This window comes from Micromonospora sp. CPCC 205546 (assembly GCF_036902715.1).
Lineage (GTDB): Bacteria > Actinomycetota > Actinomycetes > Mycobacteriales > Micromonosporaceae > Micromonospora.
This window is the reverse complement of the sequence record NZ_JBAKHL010000015.1, coordinates 24,557-42,990: the sequence shown is the minus strand read 5'-3', so window position 1 is coordinate 42,990 and position 18,434 is coordinate 24,557. Positions and strand designations below refer to the sequence as shown.

At 69.4% G+C, this 18,434-nt stretch carries 13 protein-coding genes and 1 CRISPR repeat array; of the genes, 8 read left to right on the top strand and 5 right to left on the bottom strand.

The annotated features are described in order from the left end of the window. The first annotated feature begins 14 nt into the window (after positions 1-14). The 6 genes from V6U77_RS10430 (at position 15) to V6U77_RS10405 (ending at position 7,172) form a co-directional block, all read left to right on the top strand. Positions 15-3,479 carry a LysM peptidoglycan-binding domain-containing protein gene (locus tag V6U77_RS10430; RefSeq protein WP_334606055.1) on the top strand — a complete coding sequence of 1,155 codons (3,465 nt, stop codon included), beginning with the start codon at positions 15-17 and terminating at the stop codon, positions 3,477-3,479. Positions 3,480-3,592: 113 nt separating this feature from the next. After that, positions 3,593-3,973, top strand: a complete 381-nt coding sequence (locus V6U77_RS10425) for a hypothetical protein (RefSeq protein WP_334606054.1) — start codon at positions 3,593-3,595, stop codon at positions 3,971-3,973. Then, positions 3,970-5,334, top strand: coding sequence for a hypothetical protein (locus tag V6U77_RS10420; protein WP_334606053.1), 1,365 nt, complete (start codon positions 3,970-3,972; stop codon positions 5,332-5,334). Before V6U77_RS10425 ends, V6U77_RS10420 begins: the two co-directional genes overlap by 4 nt. A gap of 120 nt (positions 5,335-5,454) precedes the next feature. Next, a complete protein-coding gene (locus tag V6U77_RS10415; protein ID WP_334606052.1) occupies positions 5,455-6,558 on the top strand; it encodes a hypothetical protein in 1,104 nt (367 codons plus the stop codon). 3 nt (positions 6,559-6,561) lie between these two features. Next, positions 6,562-6,894 (top strand): hypothetical protein, encoded by a 333-nt coding sequence (locus V6U77_RS10410; protein ID WP_334606051.1) that lies wholly within the window; start codon positions 6,562-6,564, stop codon positions 6,892-6,894. After that, on the top strand, positions 6,891-7,172 hold the full coding sequence (locus V6U77_RS10405; protein ID WP_250100135.1) for a hypothetical protein: 282 nt from the start codon (positions 6,891-6,893) through the stop codon (positions 7,170-7,172). The genes V6U77_RS10410 and V6U77_RS10405 overlap by 4 nt, the downstream gene beginning before the upstream one ends. 212 nt (positions 7,173-7,384) lie before the next feature. On the opposite strand, the gene V6U77_RS10400 is transcribed toward V6U77_RS10405, so the two are convergent. After that, a complete protein-coding gene (locus V6U77_RS10400) occupies positions 7,385-8,497 on the bottom strand; it encodes a helix-turn-helix domain-containing protein (protein WP_442934406.1) in 1,113 nt (370 codons plus the stop codon). A gap of 74 nt (positions 8,498-8,571) precedes the next feature. Continuing rightward, positions 8,572-8,715 carry a hypothetical protein gene (locus V6U77_RS10395; protein ID WP_250100137.1) on the bottom strand — a complete coding sequence of 48 codons (144 nt, stop codon included), beginning with the start codon at positions 8,713-8,715 and terminating at the stop codon, positions 8,572-8,574. Between the two features lie 318 nt (positions 8,716-9,033). Here V6U77_RS10395 and V6U77_RS10390 point away from each other — a divergent pair, with 318 nt between their 5' ends. After that, positions 9,034-9,219, top strand: coding sequence for a helix-turn-helix transcriptional regulator (locus tag V6U77_RS10390; RefSeq protein WP_374208803.1), 186 nt, complete (start codon positions 9,034-9,036; stop codon positions 9,217-9,219). A gap of 161 nt (positions 9,220-9,380) precedes the next feature. Here V6U77_RS10390 and V6U77_RS10385 read toward each other — a convergent pair whose 3' ends face one another. After that, complete coding sequence (locus V6U77_RS10385) at positions 9,381-10,355, bottom strand: DUF4268 domain-containing protein (RefSeq protein ID WP_334606049.1); 975 nt, start codon at positions 10,353-10,355, stop codon at positions 9,381-9,383. Positions 10,356-10,679: 324 nt separating this feature from the next. Continuing rightward, positions 10,680-13,334: direct repeats of the CRISPR family, unit length 28 nt; unit sequence GGACCACCCCCGCGTGCGCGGGGAGCAG. Positions 13,335-13,867: 533 nt separating this feature from the next. Further along, entirely contained in the window at positions 13,868-15,964 is a 2,097-nt protein-coding gene (locus tag V6U77_RS10380; RefSeq protein WP_334606048.1) for an N-6 DNA methylase, read from the bottom strand. 398 nt (positions 15,965-16,362) lie between these two features. Between V6U77_RS10380 and V6U77_RS10375 the strand changes: the two genes are divergently transcribed. Continuing rightward, on the top strand, positions 16,363-16,977 hold the full coding sequence (locus V6U77_RS10375; RefSeq protein ID WP_334606047.1) for a hypothetical protein: 615 nt from the start codon (positions 16,363-16,365) through the stop codon (positions 16,975-16,977). Here V6U77_RS10375 and V6U77_RS10370 read toward each other — a convergent pair. Then, a complete protein-coding gene (locus tag V6U77_RS10370; RefSeq protein WP_334606046.1) occupies positions 16,916-18,148 on the bottom strand; it encodes a serine/threonine-protein kinase in 1,233 nt (410 codons plus the stop codon). The two genes, V6U77_RS10375 and V6U77_RS10370, sit on opposite strands and share 62 nt — an antisense overlap. Between the last annotated feature and the right edge of the window lie 286 nt (positions 18,149-18,434).

Sequence of the window (18,434 nt, the reverse complement as noted above, 5' to 3'; positions counted from 1 at the left end):
GCGAAGGAGCAACCGTGGCACGCACCGCACCCACGACCGGCCGTGGTCGGCAGGTCCTCGCCGGCATCGGCGCCCTCGCCGTGGTCGCGCTGGTCGTCGCCCTGCCGGTTCTCCTCGTCTGGGCCGCCGGCAATCCGTTGCCCGGGGTCGGCGGTTGGCTGACCGCACTCGCCGACGATCCGGGCACCGCCGCCGACCAGATCTGGCAGGCGCTGACCAGCCGGGACGACGGAGACCTGTTCCTGCAGACGTTGGCGCTGATCGGCTGGGCCGCAGCGGTACTGGCCGCGTGGAGCTGGGTCACATTCCTGGCCGCACTGGTCGTGGAGACCGTCGCGCAACTGCGGGGACGACGGCGCGGGCGGGTCCCGCGCAACACTGCCCGAATCCCTGGGACGCGATTGCAACATCGAGCTGCAGCGGCGCTGGTGGCCGCCGTCCTCGGGGCGCTCGCCGCGCCGACCCTGGCATCGGCCGCGGTGCCCGCCGCCATCGCCAGCCCTGCCGTGGCCGCCCCCAGCCACTCGAGTGCAGAGAAGGTGGCACCGCGTACGGCCGCACCGACGCAAGCCCCGGCCCGCACCGGGTACCTGGAGCACTCGGTGGAGCGCGGGGAGAACCTGCTCGACATTGCCGAGCGGTACAACGTGTCCTGGCAGCGTCTGGCCGAGGCCAACCAGGGTCTTTCCCAGCCGGACGGGCGGAGCCTCCAGCCGGGCAACACCCGGATCTACGCGGGCTGGACCCTGCGGATTCCAGGGGTCACCTCCCCGACCGTCAGCACCACGTCGGCGCAGGCGCCGGCCGCAAGGAGCGGACCACTGGTCTACGAGGTGGCGCGGGGCGATTGGCTGGCCGGCGTCGCCGAGCGCTTCCTCGGTGACGCCGACCGTTACTCCGAGATCGCGGCGATCAACCCAGGTCTTGAGCGGCGTGACCACCGGTTCCCGCACCACATTGAGCGCGGATGGCGCATCGCCCTGCCCCAGGATGCCCGCGATCGTGGCCCCGCTGACCACGCTCAAGGCCGGATCATGGCTGGCGAACGCACCCAGCCGGGCCCGAGCGCTCCCAAAGGTGACAACCGGCCGACGGCGCCCCGCCCACCAACCGGCGCCGAGAGCCAGCAGGGTGTACCCGCCCCACCGGCGCCGGCGCCGGCTCCGGCAACGCCGGATCGTCCGAGCGAGTCCCCTGCCGTAACTCCATCCGCCTCGGCCAGCCCGCCGAGGGCGTCCGAACCGCCGGCCACGGCACGCCCGACCGACGATTCAGCGACCTCAGTATCGGACCATCGCTCCGATCAGCCAGCGGAGGACAGTGACAGCGATGTCGACGAGGCGATCGTCCTGGGCTCGCTTGCCGGCGCAGGACTGCTCTCCGCGCTGCTGCTCACCGCAGTGATCCGTCTACGCAGCCGCCAACGTCAGCACCGTCGGCCCGGCCGCCGGCTCCCGCACCCCCGCGGCGGCGCCACGGAACGAGCGCTGCGCGTGGCCGAGCAGCCGGCCGACGTCGACCGGCTGGACCTCGCCCTGCGCAGTTTGGCCGCCGTACTGGCCGAGCGGGAACAGCCCCTGCCGGACATCGCCGCTGCGTGGATCGTCGACCAGGCCGTCACGGTCGTGCTCACCGAGCCCGGCCCAGAGCCGCCCGCACCCTGGATCGACGACCGCGGGCACTGGACCCTGCCCGGAGACGCCAGCATGCCTACCGTCACCGAGCAGTTGGCTCCGCTGCCCACCCTCGTCGCCGTAGGATCCCGGCCCGGTCGACACCTGCTGCTCGACCTCGAACGCCTCGGCAGCCTCACCCTCGCTGGCGACCGCGAGCGCACCCTCGCGCTGCTGCGTTACCTCGCCTGCGAACTGGCCTGCAACGCCTGGTCCGACGAAGTCGAGGTCATCGTCACCGGCTTTCCGGCGCAGGAGACCGAACTGCTGATCGCCCTCAACCCGGACCGGGTGCGCGTGGTCCCGTCGGTCGGTGAGGCCGCGACGCGGTTGCGGCGCCGCGCCGCAGCGGTGACAGCAGCCCTCAACGCGTCTGGAGCAGCCGACACCTTTGCCGGTCGCATCACCGACCTCGGCGAGGCGTGGGCGCCTCAGGTGCTACTCGTTGCCGATCCGAACGAAGACGACCTCGGCGTGCTCGACGAGCTCGGAGAGGAGCTGCGAAACACGGGCCGGTGCGCCGTCGCCGTGGCGAACACGACCAGGGCCCGCGCGACCGCTGGCCCGAACACCGCCATCATCGACGAGGACGGCCTGCTGCACCTCGCCCTGCCGTTTCTCCTCGTCGAGGGCAACGCGGCAGGACTACCCGTACGGGAGCTGGAGCCGCTCGCCGAGATCATGGCGCAGGCGCGGGCTGCCACGGACGAGCGGACCCCGCCGGCCGCCGAGCCGGAAGCGTGGGCGGACGGCACCGACGCCGCCGGCTCGGTGCTCAACCTGTTCACTGCGGGCGAGCCCACGGCGGCAGCAGGATCCGATGACGCAGAGGCGGCCCCTGCCGATACGTCTGCTCCGGTGGATCCCATCGTCGCTGTGCCTCGCATCGAGCGCATCCGTACGGTCGCCACCGTTCCCCCACGCGAGGTCACCGCCGCGATCCGCCAGCGTCGCCGTCAAGCCGACCCGCAGCTTGATTCGGACCTACGGGCCTGGCGCGAGCAGGACAAGACCCGTCCCCGCATCAGCCTCCTCGGGGCAGTCGCGGTCGACGCGCCCGGCCCGGTGCCCGACCAGCGCCGCCGGTTCCACGCGGAACTCATTGTCTACCTGGCTCAGCGCGGTGCCCGCGGAGCATCCGCCGAGCAGCTCACCGACGCGTTGTGGCCCGACCAGCAGGTCAAGGACGCCAGCCGCCGGGTCGCCATCACCCGGGCCCGTCGGTGGCTGGGGGAGACCCCGGACGGCACCGCCTGGCTGCCCGAGATGGGGTCCGATCGGCTCTACCGGCTGAAGTCGGGCTATCTGCTGGACTGGCACCTGTTCCGTCGGCTGCGAAGCCGCGGCGAGAGTCGTGGCGCTGCCGGAGTCAAGGATCTACGAGCCGCATTGGAGCTCGTTCGGGGCGTACCACTCGACGGAGCCGAGCGCGCGTACGCAGCCGGCGCCCGCAACCCCTTCACCTGGTTGCCCGAGTCCGACATCTACCCGGGTCATCTCACTTCCGCGATCGTGGACACCGCCCACGAACTCGCCGAGCTCTACCTCGACGCCGGTGATTCCACCGGCGCGCGCTGGGCCGTACAGCAAGCCTGGCTGGCCGATCCGGAGCGTGGCGACGACGGGCCCTGGCACGACATCATGCAAGTTGCCCACGCCGAGGGACGCACCGCGGAACTGCGCAATCTCCTGGGGGAGTTGATGCGGGTCCGCGAGGCCGAAGTGCCCGAGGACCTGGCACCGGTCACGTACGCCCTGCTGCGCGAGCTCCTGCCGGATCTGCTCGCTGCCAGCAGCACCGGATAGATCGAATGCGCAAATTGACCGATGGGCGCGGCGGACCGAGACCGCGAACCGAATGTTGCACCACCGACCGAACGGAGTGAACGGCCTTGCTGACATCGAACGAAGCTGGCGGCATGGAGTACATCGAGGCAACGAGGAGGATTGGCGCTGGCTTGGTCGAGGCTGCAGACGACACCACTGCGGCAGCAGCCGTCCAGCTGGCGATCGAGGCGTGGAAGCGCCTGGCCGGAACCGACCTCGCCTGGGACCACTGCGGCCTGGAACTGCTCGACATCCGCGCCCGGCTGTACTCGGAATACGACGACGTGGTCGTGGACGCTGCGGCGCCGGTCCGCGATGACGCCGAGACCCGGCTGGCCGTGACGACGTTGCTGGAGCAACTCGCGCGGTACCACGAGCGTCTGGCCGCCGACGATCATGAGGGCCTGGCTCGGCGGCTCAGCCACGACGCCGGCGCCCAGCAGCTACGGCGTGCGGCGGCGGCCCTGGCATGACCGTTGGCCACTGGTACCGGGAGGCGTACCAGGCCCTGCGTGTGGCCGCTACGGCAATGGGACAGCGGCCCGCCGACAGCGCGGCCGACATCAACGCCGCCGTCATCGCCAGGTCTGCCGTCTACGCGCAGTTGGCCCGAGCGACCGAACTGCTGGTCGGCGCCCGACCGGCAGCGGAGGTACCGGATCGGGCCGGCGCCTCGACCATCCTGAGGCGACGCGGGCAGCGACTGACCCAGCTCTACGTCGGGCTTCGGGCTGCCACGATCGTCGACCGGCAGTTTCCACCGTCTCCCGTCGCAGTGACCGCCGAACCGGCACGCTCGCTGCACCGAGCTGCTGACGCAGTCGCCGTGATCGGTGACATCCTCGCCAGCCACGTTCCGCCAGGGCAGGGACCCCGAACACCGGAAGGGCTCGCGATTCGAGCCGGCGGGGGTGTCCAGTCAGGTATCGCCGAGATCGCCAGGCTCACCTCGAACGCGGTCATCGTCGACATCGCGCTGCCCGGATGGCTCAACCACGGGCGCGGACACCTGGCCGAGATTTACCGCCCGGCGGCGGAGACCGCCAGGTGGACCGCCAGCAGCGGCCTGGGGGGAATCGCCCGGGAACTGATCGCCGCTGGGCGAGGGCAGCCACCGCTGGACGGACTCGACATCGCCCGCTCCCCGCTGAATCCCGCGCCCAGCGTCCATAGCGTCGACGATGCGGTCGCTGCCATGGCCGCCGCGCGGAGCTCGATGTGGCAGAACCCGGGGCAGGTGACGGGAGCTCATCTGCAGCTTGGAACCCAGCTCGGCCTGGCCGTGCACATCCTGGTCAGCGGCGGTGCCCCGAGGATGGTGGGCGGTTGGCGACAGGCGGCCATCGCGGCCGCCGACCTGCGGGCCACCCCGCCGGTCGGTGCGGGCCGCGACGCTGCCGCTGAGCTGGCCGAAGTCCTGCGCTGGGCGCGAACGCAAGCAGCCGTCGGCGGTGACGGGCACGCGCAGCTGCGCGACAAGCAGGTCGTACGCCTCAACTCCGAGCTTCCGTTCCTGGCAGCCACCCTTCACCGAGGGCTGTCCGCCGCCCTTCGGCGAGGCGAATTGTTCGTCAAAGCGGAGGTGCCCTTGGTGCGTCCAGCCGGCTCGCTCGTCTTCCGTGCCGCCAAGCGATGGCGGTCAGCCGCCAGCGATGACGATGTGGTGCAGGACCTGAACTGTGGGCTGGCGCAGCGGCAGCAGCCAGACAACGACGGTAGAGGGACCGTGGCGCGGGCGTTTCCTCGCCCTCCGCGACCGAGAGCTTCGATGGCCCAGACACCGACCCGAGCAGCCGATGCAGTGCCGGGACAAGGTCGCCGCCGAACGCGATGACGCCCAAGAAGCGCTTCGTGTCGGGTGGGTGACCGCACGCCATGATCCATTGACGCTGTTGATCTCGGTCGAGTACGGTTCGTGTTCGCAAAATAGCCGAATGACGTTCAACGGGGGAACATGACCGGCTTCCACGTAGATCCGGCCGGCCTGAACGGGTTGTACAACGTGCTGCACCGGGCATCCGGCGATGTCGGCGACACGCTCACGTACGTGCAGCGTCATTGCGACCTGACTTTTGCCGAGGAAGGTCTGCTGGTCATCTTCGCCAGCCCGCACAAGCTGGTGTACGACCGGATGACGCAGGGGCTACAACGGCTGGAGACGGTCAGTCGGAGCGCCGCCACGCAGATCAACCTCGCCCAGCGCCACTACTCCACCTCGGACGCGAAGGCGGCAAGCCGGATCGACCAGACCTATCCGGGCGCGAAAGACCCGGCGGTCATGTGGAGCGCGCTCACCACCGGCCGCCCCGACCTGTGGCCCACGGCTCCTCGGTCTCCCTTCGCTGATGTAGCCGAGCCAACAAAGCACCTGGTGTCGCCCAACTACGCGACCGCGGTCGAGATGTGGAAGATCAACCCGCTCGCGGATCTGATCAGCCCTGCTGCCTGGCTACGCCAGGTCAGCGTGTGGCTGTTCGGGTACGACCCCTTCGAGGACTGGAGCAAGCAGCTCAGCGGCGACTGGGACGCCTACATTCACTGCGCTGCAGCCTGGCGGATCATCGGCAATGCGCTACTCGATGTCGGCCGCAATCTCGTCACCACCGCAGGGGACGTACCGGACGTCTGGCGCGGCCGGGCCGCAGAAGCCGAACAGGAGTTCCAGCTCAGGCTCGGGAATGCGGCCATGGCCTTGCACCCGATCTGCGACCAGTACGCGGAGCTCTACACCAAGGCTGCCGTGGCTGCCAAGCACCTCTTCGATGTGGTCAGCGGCCTGATCGCGAAGCTCATCGACGTCCTGATCGTCATCAACCTCGCCTCAGCTGTCGGCACGGCGACGATCGAGACGGGGGTCGGGCCAGTCATCGGTTACGGCGTGGCTGCCTACTACGCCTGGCAGGCGTACGACCTCTACAACGAGATCTCGACCTTCTACGGCAACGCCGAGGCCACCTTCAAGGGCATCGCCGGAACCATTGGCATGATCCAGGCAAGCGCGGCCGTCTCCGCGCTTCCCGACCTCAAGCCCTATCAGCACCCCGGACAGCAGGGATAGGCCATGACCGACGAGATCCACCGCCAACCGCTGGCCCGCGCGGTCCTGACGACGCTCGCCAGGAACCGCAGCGGCGACGACCCACTGGGCTCGCTGGCCCGCACCGTCCTCAACGGCGAGACGGACCTGCGTACGGCGGCGGCGTTCTCCTGGCACGGCCGGGCGCTAAACGACGCCTTCACGGCGTCGCTGTGCGAGCGGGAGGCCCTCGGCCGGGAGGAGCGCGCCGAATGGGAGCGGCAGGCGCAGCAGCTTCGTGACGCGGGTGCGGCGCTGACCGTCGAAGTGAAGCCTCTGGGCGGCGCCACCAGCGAGGACCGGCAGGAGCGGCGGTGAACGCCGGCATGCGATGGAGACTGGCCGTCCCGCTAATCGGTCTGAGCCTGCTGATGGTGGTCCCAGCCGTCTATGGCACCTGGATGTTCTGGTCCGATTTTGGAAACACCTACCGGTTGCTCAGCGTGGTCATCTGCCTGGCCCTGCTGGCGCAGCTGGCGTTGGCGGTGTCGATCGGCGTACGGCCGACCCACGATGTGCCCTGGCTGCGGATCGGACTGATCGCGGTCACATTTTTGGTGGCCTGCGGTGTTGCTGCGGTGCGGAGGTCGGTCTGAAGATTGGGGAGTGGGGGTGCCTACCTCACCTGCAAACCCGCTTCCCGCCTATCACTGCGGCGGCTACCTCAGCCGTGGCGATGAATTCGGCGGCAGAGAGTGCACCCAGGGCAGCACGGTGGGCAGCGCCTCATGCACCGGGGCCGGATCGCGTCGTGCCACGCTGGCCATCTGGCCGGTAGTCAGGTCCACCACCTCGTTCTCGCGCGGTGTCAGGGCTGGCGGGCCAGGCCGATGGTGGCGGCGAGGCGGGTGACGTCGGCGGGGGTGGGGCCGGCGCGGAGCACGGCGGTCAGCGCGGCGCGGGCGGCGGGGCGGAGGCGGGTTTCCGCGGGGGCGATGTGGTCGGCGGTAAGCAGGGCACGTCCGGCACCGTGGTGGTCGCCGAGGGCGAGTTGGGCGCGGGTGATGTCGATGAGGTGGCCGGCGCGGTGCTCGGCGGGGAGCCGGTGCCAGGCGTCGGTGTGGGTGGCGCGGAGATGGGTGGCGATGGCCAGGTCGTTGTCGCCGAGGCAGGTGGCAATCAGCGCGCGGGCGAGGTCGACCACGACCGGCCCGAAGCCGCCGTCGTGGCCGTGGTCGCTGGCCAGGCAGGCGGCCCGGTCGGTGAGGCTGCTGGCGGTGGTGGCGTCGCCGTAGGTGGCGGCGGCGAGGGCGGCCTCGATCAGCAGGGTTCCGGTGAGGGCGGCTTGCTCCGGTGGGTCGTCGGGGGACTGCGCCGGGCCGAGTTGTTCCACGGCGGTCATGGTGACGGCCATGGCCAGGCGGCCACGTTGCAGGGCGCGTAGTGCCTGCGCGAGGCCGACCACGGCGACGGCGGTACGCCGCGGGTCGCCGCTGGCGGTGGTCATCGCCCGGTCGGCGGCGAGCCAGGCCAGGTCGGGTTCGCCGAGCTTGACCAGGACCTGGGCGGCGAGGCGGTATACCCGTACCAGAAGGTCCGGGGTGGGCGCGGGCACGCCGGCCGCGATCTGGCGAGCGTTGGCGAGCAGGTCGGGCAGGATCCGCAGCACCTGGGGGTACTGGGCATGGTGGTAGGCGGTGTGCGCGTAGGCGACCTGCCGGTCAAGGTCGGCCAGGCTGGTGCTGGTGGCGGGGGTGTCGTAACGGGCCAGCGCCTCCCGGATTCGTTCCACGGCGGCAGCCACCTCGGTGGCCGTGGCCTGGTGGGCGTTGCGGCCGACCAGGGCGCCGGTGGCGACCCCGAGGACTCCGGCGACAGTTTCGATTACCGACAGCCGATCGAGGTTGCGTACGCCGCGTTCGACCTTGTCGACCCAGCTTTTCGACTTGCCGATCCGGTCGGCGAAGACCTGCTGGCTCATCCCACGGCGGACCCGTAGTTGCGCGACCCGCCGGCCTATCGGCAGCTCACGACGCTCCCGCCGGCCGGGGCCGTTCACCGCCGCACCGCCGGGGGAGTGGCGTCGGTGGACTCACCGCAGCGCGGACACCACCGTGACTTCACCTTGAACGCGAACAACCCCGCCAGAAACCCCAGCAGTACGGCGCCAACCACCATCATCACCGCCTCGACAACCACGGGATCCTCACCTCCCGCAAGGTCCGCACGCCGAACACACCGCTGGCGCGTGAGCGCGACCGCTCATCTGCATTGCCGGTGCAGGGCCATCAGAGCCGCATCGGGTACGGGTGACGCGTCGCCGTGACAGCACCGGCGTCGAGGTGCCTCCGTTGGATGGCTCGCAAGGAGAAATGAGAGGTGGATGATCCCGGTATAAGAGGTATTGCGTCACGCCTTCAGGATCGCATCCCCCCGTCGGGCTAGTCAACCGGCAATAGCCAAAAGGATAGAGCGGAACTGCCTACGTTCGAAGGTGTGGACCGTGGGCCAGGCCGCTTGATGGGGCCTTACGAGATCGCGCAGCGTCTCAACGTCTCGCGGCAACGGTTCCAGCAGCTTGCCCGGTACCCCACCTTCCCGAAGCCTTACCAGGAGCTACGGGGGATGAAGGTGTGGTTGGCCGAGGACATCGAGGACTGGATCGCCAAGTACCGACAACCTCGACCCACGGACGAAGACTGACGGCCGAGGCCCGTCAATAGCATCGGCCTACCGCTGCAGCTGCTGTCTAGCCGTCCGGCAGTGCGGTGAAGGCACCGGGCGACCGGGCGACGATGCAGGGGTGCTGTGACCTGAGGGCGCGGCGCCTCCTGGCCGAGCGCCTCGCCAGACGGGGTGCATTGCTATTGACTGATGAGCGAGGCCAGGCCGCCAGCGTCGGTCATCGCCGTGCGAAGTCGCGTCTGAGCCTCGATGAACCAGGTCACGTACTCGGCCCAGTCCTCACTGTTCCCGATGCCTCCTTCCCGGTACTGCGCGATGCGGCAACCCTTCCTGCCCTGCAGCGGTTCGTACGACAGGGTGTTTCCGAAAGTCGGCTCTAGCTTGGCGCGGGCGGCGGCGAAACGCGCGTCGTTGACCGCGGGATCGGGGTCTTGAAAGAAGATCTCGCTCGACAGCCCCGACCGGCTGAACGTGCACGCGTACGAGATGCCGCTCATGCCGGCGGGCAGGGGCTGCCAGTTCTGCGGCGAGCCCTTGACCGACGTCGTCCACCCGAGCTTGCGGTCATGGACCGCCTCCAGGAATCTCGTCCAGAACTCCTGGTAGGCCAACGCTCGATCGCTCGCCGCAGTGTCGCCCTTGGCGATCGCCTTGACCTTCTTGCCCCAGTCGTTCGGCTGCACGACCAGGCGCATGAGGGGCGCCGGCGCCGACTCGCCGATGCGTACCGCGCTGATCTCGATTCCGAAGAACCGCGTGGTCTCGTCCGTGCGGGTGTTGAGCCAGTCCAACGCGGCCCTATGCTCTTCACGGAACTCGGTCGCGATCCACACCACGTTGACCGGATCCGTCCCACCGGCGTAGGTCAGCAACTGCCCCAGATGGCCGTGGTCCGTCCTCGTCAGCTGGTTCTCGATGATTACCGTTTCGTTCGTTGCCTCATCGACACCAATCAAATCCAGCGAGAATCCGCCCACCGGGTGCTCGGCTGACGACAGCACCAGGTCCATGCCGAGCAGTTCGCCGAGCACGTCCGCGTTCGCCAGCAACCACGGCGTGAAGGTGTGCGCCTCGTGCTTCCAGACTTGCCGCACGTCGAGCAGTTCGAGCTTGCCGAGCGTGGGCAGTCCCTCGCTGGCGTCTACAAAGGTCATATCGCCGACCGTATCGGCTTGAGGCCCATCCTGACGTCCCAAGTCCGCTTCTTGGCGATGGCATCGCAGGGTCGACCGTCACGAGGCCGATGAAGCCTCTCGATCGGGCATCCAGGCGAGGATGTCCAGCAGGCGTACGTCCGAGAGGCGATCCGCCGCCTCGGCGACCAGCGGATCGTCGTGGTGGCGCGCGGCGGACCGAGACCAGGAACCGAATGTTGCACCACCGCCCGAACGGAGTGAACGGCCTTGCTGACATCGAATGAAGCCGGCGGCGTGCGCGGGGAGCAGACATTCCCCTGCTCACCCGTACATCACCGAGCCGGACCACCCCCGCGTGCGCGGGGAGCATGGCGGGACGCCGATCCTGGAAGACGACATGGACGGACCACCCCCCGCGTGCGCGGGAAGCAGCGGACCGCTACAACCCGCCGGTCGCCCTGACCAGGACCACCCCCGCGTGCGCGGGGAGCAGCGACGGGGCCGTGTGTCCAGGTTGGTACGTACGGGACCACCCCCGCGTGCGCGGGGAGCAGGCGGTGGGGGACGGGCTCAACGACCTGCCGCTGGGACCACCCCCGCATGCGCGGGGAGCAGCCACCCGGCTTGGTCGGGCAGCTGCACATCGGAGGACCACCCCCGCGTGCGCGGGGAGCAGCCCCTGCGGGCTGGGATGTCGCCGGAGGAGATCGGATCACCCCCGCGTGCGCGGGGAGCAGCCCTTCAGCACGCCCTGCGAGCGCAGACCCCAGGATCACCCCCCGCGTGCGCGGGGAGCAGCGCGGCTGACCTGACCGCTTCGGTCCCGCCCGGGGATCACCCCCACGTGCGCGGGGAGCAGCGCACCCGGTCCACCGGGCCGCCCATGGCGATGGGATCACCCCCGCGTGCGCGGGGAGCAGCTCTACAAGCGCAAGGACAGCCCGGAAGGCGTGGGATCACCCCCGCGTGCGCGGGGAGCAGGCGCAGACGACGCCGGGACCGAGCATCGCCCGCGGATCACCCCCGCGTGCGCGGGGAGCAGATAAAACGGGGCGAGCGCGTAAAACGCTGCTATGGATCACCCCCGCGTGCGCGGGGAGCAGGCCGCCTTGATGATCGGGCCGACGTCGTTGGCGGGATCACCCCCGCGTGCGCGGGGAGCAGGGCGGCGTCGGACGGCGTCACGATGGTGCCTGCGGATCACCCCCGCGTGCGCGGGGAGCAGATCGCGTCGAAGGGCTTGGTGCCGCGCTCTTGGGGATCACCCCCACGTGCGCGGGGAGCAGGCGTTTCCGGTCACGTAGGGGGTGGGGGCGCAGGGATCACCCCCGCGTGCGCGGGGAGCAGCTTGAACTGCACCGGGTTGGACTGGACGCGGGCCGGATCACCCCCGTGTGCGCGGGGAGCAGCTTGAACTGCACCGGGTTGGACTGGACGCGGGCCGGATCACCCCCGCGTGCGCGGGGAGCAGCTGCGCGCGCAGGTGGAGGCGAGCACCGTCGAGGGATCACCCCCGCGTGCGCGGGGAGCAGTTCGCCACGGTCGGCGTCCACGACTTCGCAGCGGGATCACCCCCGCGTGCGCGGGGAGCAGCCACGACGCTTGGGGTTTGGCGATCGGCAACGCGGATCACCCCCGCGTGCGCGGGGAGCAGTAGATGGCGGTGACGGCCTTGTCCTGCGTGAGCGGATCACCCCCGCGTGCGCGGGGAGCAGACGTCGAAGAACAGGCCGGTAGCCGAGGATGGAGGATCACCCCCGCGTGCGCGGGGAGCAGACGACGTAACGCCGGAGCGGCCGGAGCTGGGTGGGATCACCCCCGCGTGCGCGGGGAGCAGAGCCGGGGCACGACGAGCCCCTCGGCGGTCCGCGGATCACCCCCGCGTGCGCGGGGAGCAGAGACGCGGGCGCCCACGGGTGCCGGCATGGTCAGGATCACCCCCGCGTGCGCGGGGAGCAGTTCCGTCTACCGCGTCGTTAGTCCATCCGCCCAGGATCACCCCCGCGTGCGCGGGGAGCAGGGCACCACCGACTTCGACACCTGGGCGGCCACCGGATCACCCCCGCGTGCGCGGGGAGCAGGAACCCGGGCGATCTCGGCCTCGGTGGCCCCCCGGATCACCCCCGCGTGCGCGGGGAGCAGGACCCCTGGGGAGAGTTCGAGGAAGACCAGGCGGGATCACCCCCGCGTGCGCGGGGAGCAGCGGAACAGCCCTGACCATCACCGGTCACCTCCGGGATCACCCCCGCGTGCGCGGGGAGCAGTTGTCCGCGGCCTCTTTCGCCCGGGTGATCCCGGGATCACCCCCGCGTGCGCGGGGAGCAGACGACGTGGACCGAGTTCCTCGACGACGGCAAGGGATCACCCCCGCGTGCGCGGGGAGCAGGCAACCGCGCCGAGGGTCGCGGGCACGAACCGCGGATCACCCCCGCGTGCGCGGGGAGCAGGGCACCGGCTTCCGCACGGCCCGGCTCAACGCGGGATCACCCCCGCGTGCGCGGGGAGCAGCCGCCGCCGTGAGGCAGCAGGGAGGGCGCAGTCGGGATCACCCCCGCGTGCGCGGGGAGCAGTCCATCGGCAGGCCGCCGTGGATGACCTCCGTCGGATCACCCCCGCGTGCGCGGGGAGCAGCGGAACACGGTCACGCCGTCGCGGCCGGTGGCGGGATCACCCCCGCGTGCGCGGGGAGCAGCGCTCGATCTCCTTGATGCTGATGCGGCGGTCCGGATCACCCCCGCGTGCGCGGGGAGCAGGACAAGTTCCGCGCCATCGTCGCCGCCCTCGGCGGATCACCCCCGCGTGCGCGGGGAGCAGTCCCGCACGAGGTGCCCGGCGCCGGCACGGTGAGGATCACCCCCGCGTGCGCGGGGAGCAGGTCAACTCGGGCGCCGGGACGACCGGCCGTGCCGGATCACCCCCGCGTGCGCGGGGAGCAGGCGGTCGCCACGGTCCGGTAGATCGACTGGTACGGATCACCCCCGCGTGCGCGGGGAGCAGACTTGCTGACCTGCGGCGCTAAAGATCAACAGGGCGGTTTTTCTTCGCTTTGGCCCGCAAGATCGTCCCTTCGGAAATGGAGGCTGAATCGACGAGACCCTAAGTGCAGCGTAGCGGGCGTGCGACCAGGGCGCTGGGGCGAGTTTGCCTCGGTGACGTCGGAGCCGCAGGCTCGAGGTCGTACAGCGCTGCACGCATCCGGCTGTGGCTGATGAGCAGCAGCTCAGAGGGAGCGTACGAGTGACCGGTCGTGGTCATACATCTCTTCTCGATCACCCATTGGCTACCGCTCGGGGGACGGAGCCGATCAGGCGGGCGCGGTCAGCACGGAACGGCTGAGGCGGCGAGTAAGCGGACGTGTTCACCGCCGACGGTGCGTGCATTCGCGCGTTCGAGGTCATCCGTATGCCTGGGGAGCAGTCACCCAACACGGCGAGGAGCTGCTTGCCAGGGGTCCGTGTCCCGCTGCATTAGAGGTACGTCGGTCTCCTGCTGCGGGCATGTCGAGGCGACGGCTCACTCGGCATGGCTGTTCAGGCTGGGAGGTCGAGGGCGCCTGCGGTGAGGCCATCGCTGATCTCGCGGGCTAACGCGGCTCCGGTCATCGCTGCCCGGTCAAGGGCGGTGCTGAACTCGATGAGTCGGCAGAAGGCCTGTCCGTATGCCTGCTGCTGGTCCAACGGCAGCACGGGGATGGCGAGTCGCTTGATGTCGATGCGTAGGGCGCTGTTGGCGGTGCTGGAGGCTCGACCGGCGATACGCAGGTTGTCTGTATGGGAGATGACGCCAGCGACGAACCACGGATCGAAACAGGTCGTGTCGACGCGTAACAGCTGAACGCCCGGCCCTAGTTCGGCTCCGACTTGTTCAGGAGTGGCGACCCGGGCGCTGATCTTGTTGCCGATGATGGGGATGAGGATGTCGTTGGTGCGTACCTGCGGTCCTGGGGCGTCGTTCGCGGCGCGGGCCGTCGAGCCGGTTGCGGGGCCGCCGGACAGGACATCAGTGGCGGTCAGGGTCGTGGCGGTGGTGGTTGCGCTGGTTGATCGAGTACGCGAAGTTGCGCGTTGCACGGAGAAGCTGCCAGACCGGATCAGGTCGGCAACGTCGGCTTGGGGAGCGGCGTGTAGCGGTGCGGTCTGCGCCTGTCGTACTGCGGGCAGGGCCTGTCGTATGTGGTTGAGGAGTTGGTCGAAGTCGCTGATCCTGGCGATGATCTGGGCTGGGTCGGCGGTGAGGTTGCTGGCCTGCGGCAGGTAGCGTTGCGGGGTCAGGTCGACCTGGTCGTCGAGCACTTCGATGGCGGGTACCGCGCGGTGGACGCCGGGCACTTGGGCGTAGTCATCGGATAGGTAGGCACGCCAAGCCTCTCCGACTGTGTCGGAGAGGCTTCGTGTCGTCGATGCGGCAGTGGTGTCGACCACGAGCAGGTCGCCGGCGTGTGGCTGCTGCGGGTCGGGCTGGGTGAGTACCCAGACGTGCAGTCCGATGCCGGTCGGTGGCATCAGGCCGGCGGGGAGAGCGATGACCCCGCGGAGCGCTCCGTGGCGGATCAGTTCGGCGCGGACGCGGCGGCCGGCTGGACGCGACGCGGCGGCGGGGGGCATGAGCACGACGGCGGTGCCGCCGGGGGAGAGGTGGGCCAGGGCGTGCTGTACCCAGGCGAGTTCGGGTTCGGTGCGCGGGGGTAGGCCGTAGGTCCAGCGAGGATCGTAGGCGAGGCGGTCGTGACCCCAGTCATGAATGCCGAACGGGAAGTTGGCCACGACGACGTCGGCTCGCAGGTTGGGCATGGCGTCAGCGAGCAGGCTGTCGCCGACGTGCACGATGGGAGGCTCCGTGGGATGGCCAGCGCGTTGGGCGCGCAGATGCACGAACCAGAGTCGCAGCAGAGTTATCAGGGCGTACTGCGGCTTGATCTCCTGCGCGTAGCACCTTGTGACGCTCGCGCTCTGTAGGGCCCGGTCGGCGGCCATCCGCAGGATCGATCCGGTGCCGCTGGTGAAGTCGAAGGTGCGGGCCCCGGAGCCGGCGACGGTCAGCATTATGTCGGCGACGCTGTCTGGTGTGCCGGCGAGCCCGGAGAGCGAGTGGGCCGAGGCCACGTACTGGCTGTGCAGGTATTCGAAGGCGGACTCCGGGTCCTGCTCCGAGCTGAGCTGGTTGGCCGTGTGTAGCAGGGTGGCGAGCTGGGGGGTCCACTGATTGGGCAGTAACTCGCCGACCATCTCGGCTAGGCCGGGGTCGAGCGTGCGTAGGTGGGTGACGAGCTGACGTGGGGTGAGCAGGCTGTCGCCAGTGGGCTCGGTCTGTTCGGAGCGGACGAGTAGGTATGCGCCGGTGATGTTGAGTGCGTCGCTGATTTGCGCTGCGGGTTGGTAGCTCTCGATGTGTCTCCAGGCCCACTGCTCGGTGCCGGCTTGGTGTAGCCGACCGTGCTGGTGGAGCCATTGCTCTACCGCCCGGGCATCGAATGACGGGCTGGTCGGGGTGCCGCCTACGGGGGTGGGGAAGTCTGCGTACCGGCGACGCCAGTTACTTACCGCGGCCCTGCCGACATTGGCCAGCCGCGCGATGCCGCTGGCTGTCAGGGTGGCCTCGCTAGGGGCCGTGCTCGACTCTCTCGTCACGCGTGAACGCTACCACGGAAATCGCTCTTGTGTAGCCTGTTCACAGGCGCTAACGTCGGCAGTGTCGATCCGAGTCCTTGGAGGAGTCATGCCACGTCGTGGGCGCAGCACCACCGTCGGAAAGTTCGCGAAGTTCTACCAGGACCGTCGGGTGTCTGAGATCCGGGTGCTCGGGGAGGTGCTGCGTCGTGAACAGCACGCGGCGCCCCGTGTGGAGCCAAGAACGCAAGACACGCAGGCGAGCCCCGTGGCCTGCTGACCCGACCCTCAACCAATCGACGACCGAAGGAGGACCATGAACACCCTTGCTCGCAACTGCGCTGTCAACCGCCCAGTCTCCAACCTTTGCTCCGGTCGCATACGTGTGTGGCGGTGCGCGGCGGTATCGGCCCGAATCGATGGATGCCACGCCGGTCCAGGCGTATGCGCGAGTGCGCCTTGACCCCGTCGTCGGTGCTGCCATCGCTGACGCCTACATGGCCGCGCCGCCCAGCGAGGAGCGTGCCTTTGCCGCCTACGCCGCGTTCTGCCGGGAGACCGTGCGGCAGTATCACTTCATGGTGGGCCGGGTCGAGTTCGGTGGCCTGGGCGTGACGGTGCGGGTGGTGGACGAGGACCCGTACGAGGAGGTCGACTCGATGGTCGACGATGTGCGGCACCGTCAGCTGAAGGTATGGGCCAGCGCGGCCAGCGGTAACCCGCACCCGTATCTCAGTGACGGCGAGAACGACATGTTCCGTGCGGTCCACGACGTGTTCGGGCACGTGGGCAGCGGCCGCGGGTTCGACCGGCACGGCGAGGAGGCGGCCTGGTTGAAGCACAGCAGCATGTACTCGCCGCTGGCGCGTCGCGCTCTGGCAACCGAAACGCGTGGCCAGAACTGCGCCCAGATCTTCCACTATCGGGGCGGTCGCTTCCCTGCGCAGAAGGCGGTGCTGTTGCCTCGGTTGTTCAGTGATCCACGTCTGGTACGTGTCGTGCGCGCTCGCGTGGCGAAGGCCGTTCCTTGCTGAGTCGTTCGATCTCTTGACGCAGTTCCACCACCGCGAAGTGTTCCGGTCCGTCCACCTGGGCGCGGCTGTGCATCAGGCTTTTGAGCTGGCGCAGGGCACGGTCGTGCTCGCCGAGCGGCACGTGGGCGCGGGCGGCGCGCAGGCGGAGGTCGAATACCAGAGGGTGACTATCGCCGTGGCTCCGCGCGTGATGATCGGCGAGCTGCCGCCACTGCCGGGCGGCAGCTCGGAATTCGCCGGCGGCCTGCAGTTGTTCCGCCTGTTTCGAGGCCTGTTCCACGTCGAATTCGAGGGGGCCGATCGTCGACGTCACTACCGGGCGAGCTTGCTGTGGCACTCGCCCGATGATCGCGGCGTATGCCGGCACTGACCCAGTGAGGTCATCGGCCACGCCTGGGATCGGCGGTAAATCCTGGGCGAGGGGAGCCAGCGCGGCGTAGACCTCGGCAGCAGTGTCCGGCCGGTCGTGCGGGTGGATCGCCAGCATCGTGTGAATCAAATCGTCGAGCACGGCTGGGACGTCCGGCCGCAGGTCAGTGGGGTGCGGTGGAGGGTCGTCCATCTGGTGCCGCAGCGTCGTGGTGGTGGTGACACCGTCGAACGGCGGGTGGCCGGTGAGCAGGTCGAACAGCGTGGCGCCCAAGCCGTACAGGTCAGTGCGGTGGTCGACGGCGTCTCCGAAGATCTGTTCGGGAGCCATGTAGCCGACCGTGCCCAGGCTTTGTTCGGTCTGGGTGATCCGCGAATAGCGTTCGTCGTCGCGGATGACGGCCAGACCGAAGTCGAGCACCTTCACGGCGCCGTTTCTGTCCAGCATGACGTTGCTCGGCTTGATGTCTCGGTGTACCAGGCCGATCTGCTGTGCGGCGAGCAGGATGCTGCTGACCTGGGCCCCGATGGCGGCAACCCAGCCGATCGGTAGCCGCCCCTGTTCGGCGACCAGGTCTGCGAGAGTGACTCCGTTGATCTTCTGTAGGACGACATAGGGTTGGCCGTCCTGCTCGCCGAGGTCGTAGACGGCGGGAACGCCAGGGTGATCCAGCCGGGCGGTCAGCAGCGCTTCGCGGCGGAATCGGCGCGCCAAGTCGATGTTCATCGCGGCGGCGCTGACGAACTTCACGATGACGGGACGGTCGAGCAGGGTGTCCTGAGCGGGCCAGACCTCACCCATGCCCTTATGCGGAAACGGGAACCGGCCTACTCTGTACCGGTCTTTGAGGTCCGTGCCCGCTACCACGGGACTCAGCATAACTGTCCATCGCCGGCAACCACGCACATCAGGTTCCCGGCGAGACATCCCGACGGCCGATCCGCCACATGCTTGCTCTGATCGTGTTGGTCGCAGGCGACGGCAGCACCATGAGGCGCAGGCGTCGTCCAGCCTGTCCGCCGTGAACAGGCTCCGTCGATGGCGAACTGTCATAGTGAAGACAGATCACGCGGAAATCCTTGCAAGC

What these genes read in the sequence shown, in the direction of transcription:
- V6U77_RS10425 (WP_334606054.1), top strand. Translation starts at nt 3,593, where the DNA reads ATGGAGTACATCGAGGCAACGAGGAGGATTGGCGCTGGCTTGGTCGAG.
- V6U77_RS10420 (WP_334606053.1), top strand. Translation starts at nt 3,970, where the DNA reads ATGACCGTTGGCCACTGGTACCGGGAGGCGTACCAGGCCCTGCGTGTG.
- V6U77_RS10415 (WP_334606052.1), top strand. Translation starts at nt 5,455, where the DNA reads ATGACCGGCTTCCACGTAGATCCGGCCGGCCTGAACGGGTTGTACAAC.
- V6U77_RS10410 (WP_334606051.1), top strand. Translation starts at nt 6,562, where the DNA reads ATGACCGACGAGATCCACCGCCAACCGCTGGCCCGCGCGGTCCTGACG.
- V6U77_RS10400 (WP_442934406.1), bottom strand. Translation starts at nt 8,497, where the DNA reads ATGAGCCAGCAGGTCTTCGCCGACCGGATCGGCAAGTCGAAAAGCTGG.
- V6U77_RS10385 (WP_334606049.1), bottom strand. Translation starts at nt 10,355, where the DNA reads ATGACCTTTGTAGACGCCAGCGAGGGACTGCCCACGCTCGGCAAGCTC.
- V6U77_RS10375 (WP_334606047.1), top strand. Translation starts at nt 16,363, where the DNA reads ATGGATGCCACGCCGGTCCAGGCGTATGCGCGAGTGCGCCTTGACCCC.
- V6U77_RS10370 (WP_334606046.1), bottom strand. Translation starts at nt 18,148, where the DNA reads ATGGGTGAGGTCTGGCCCGCTCAGGACACCCTGCTCGACCGTCCCGTC.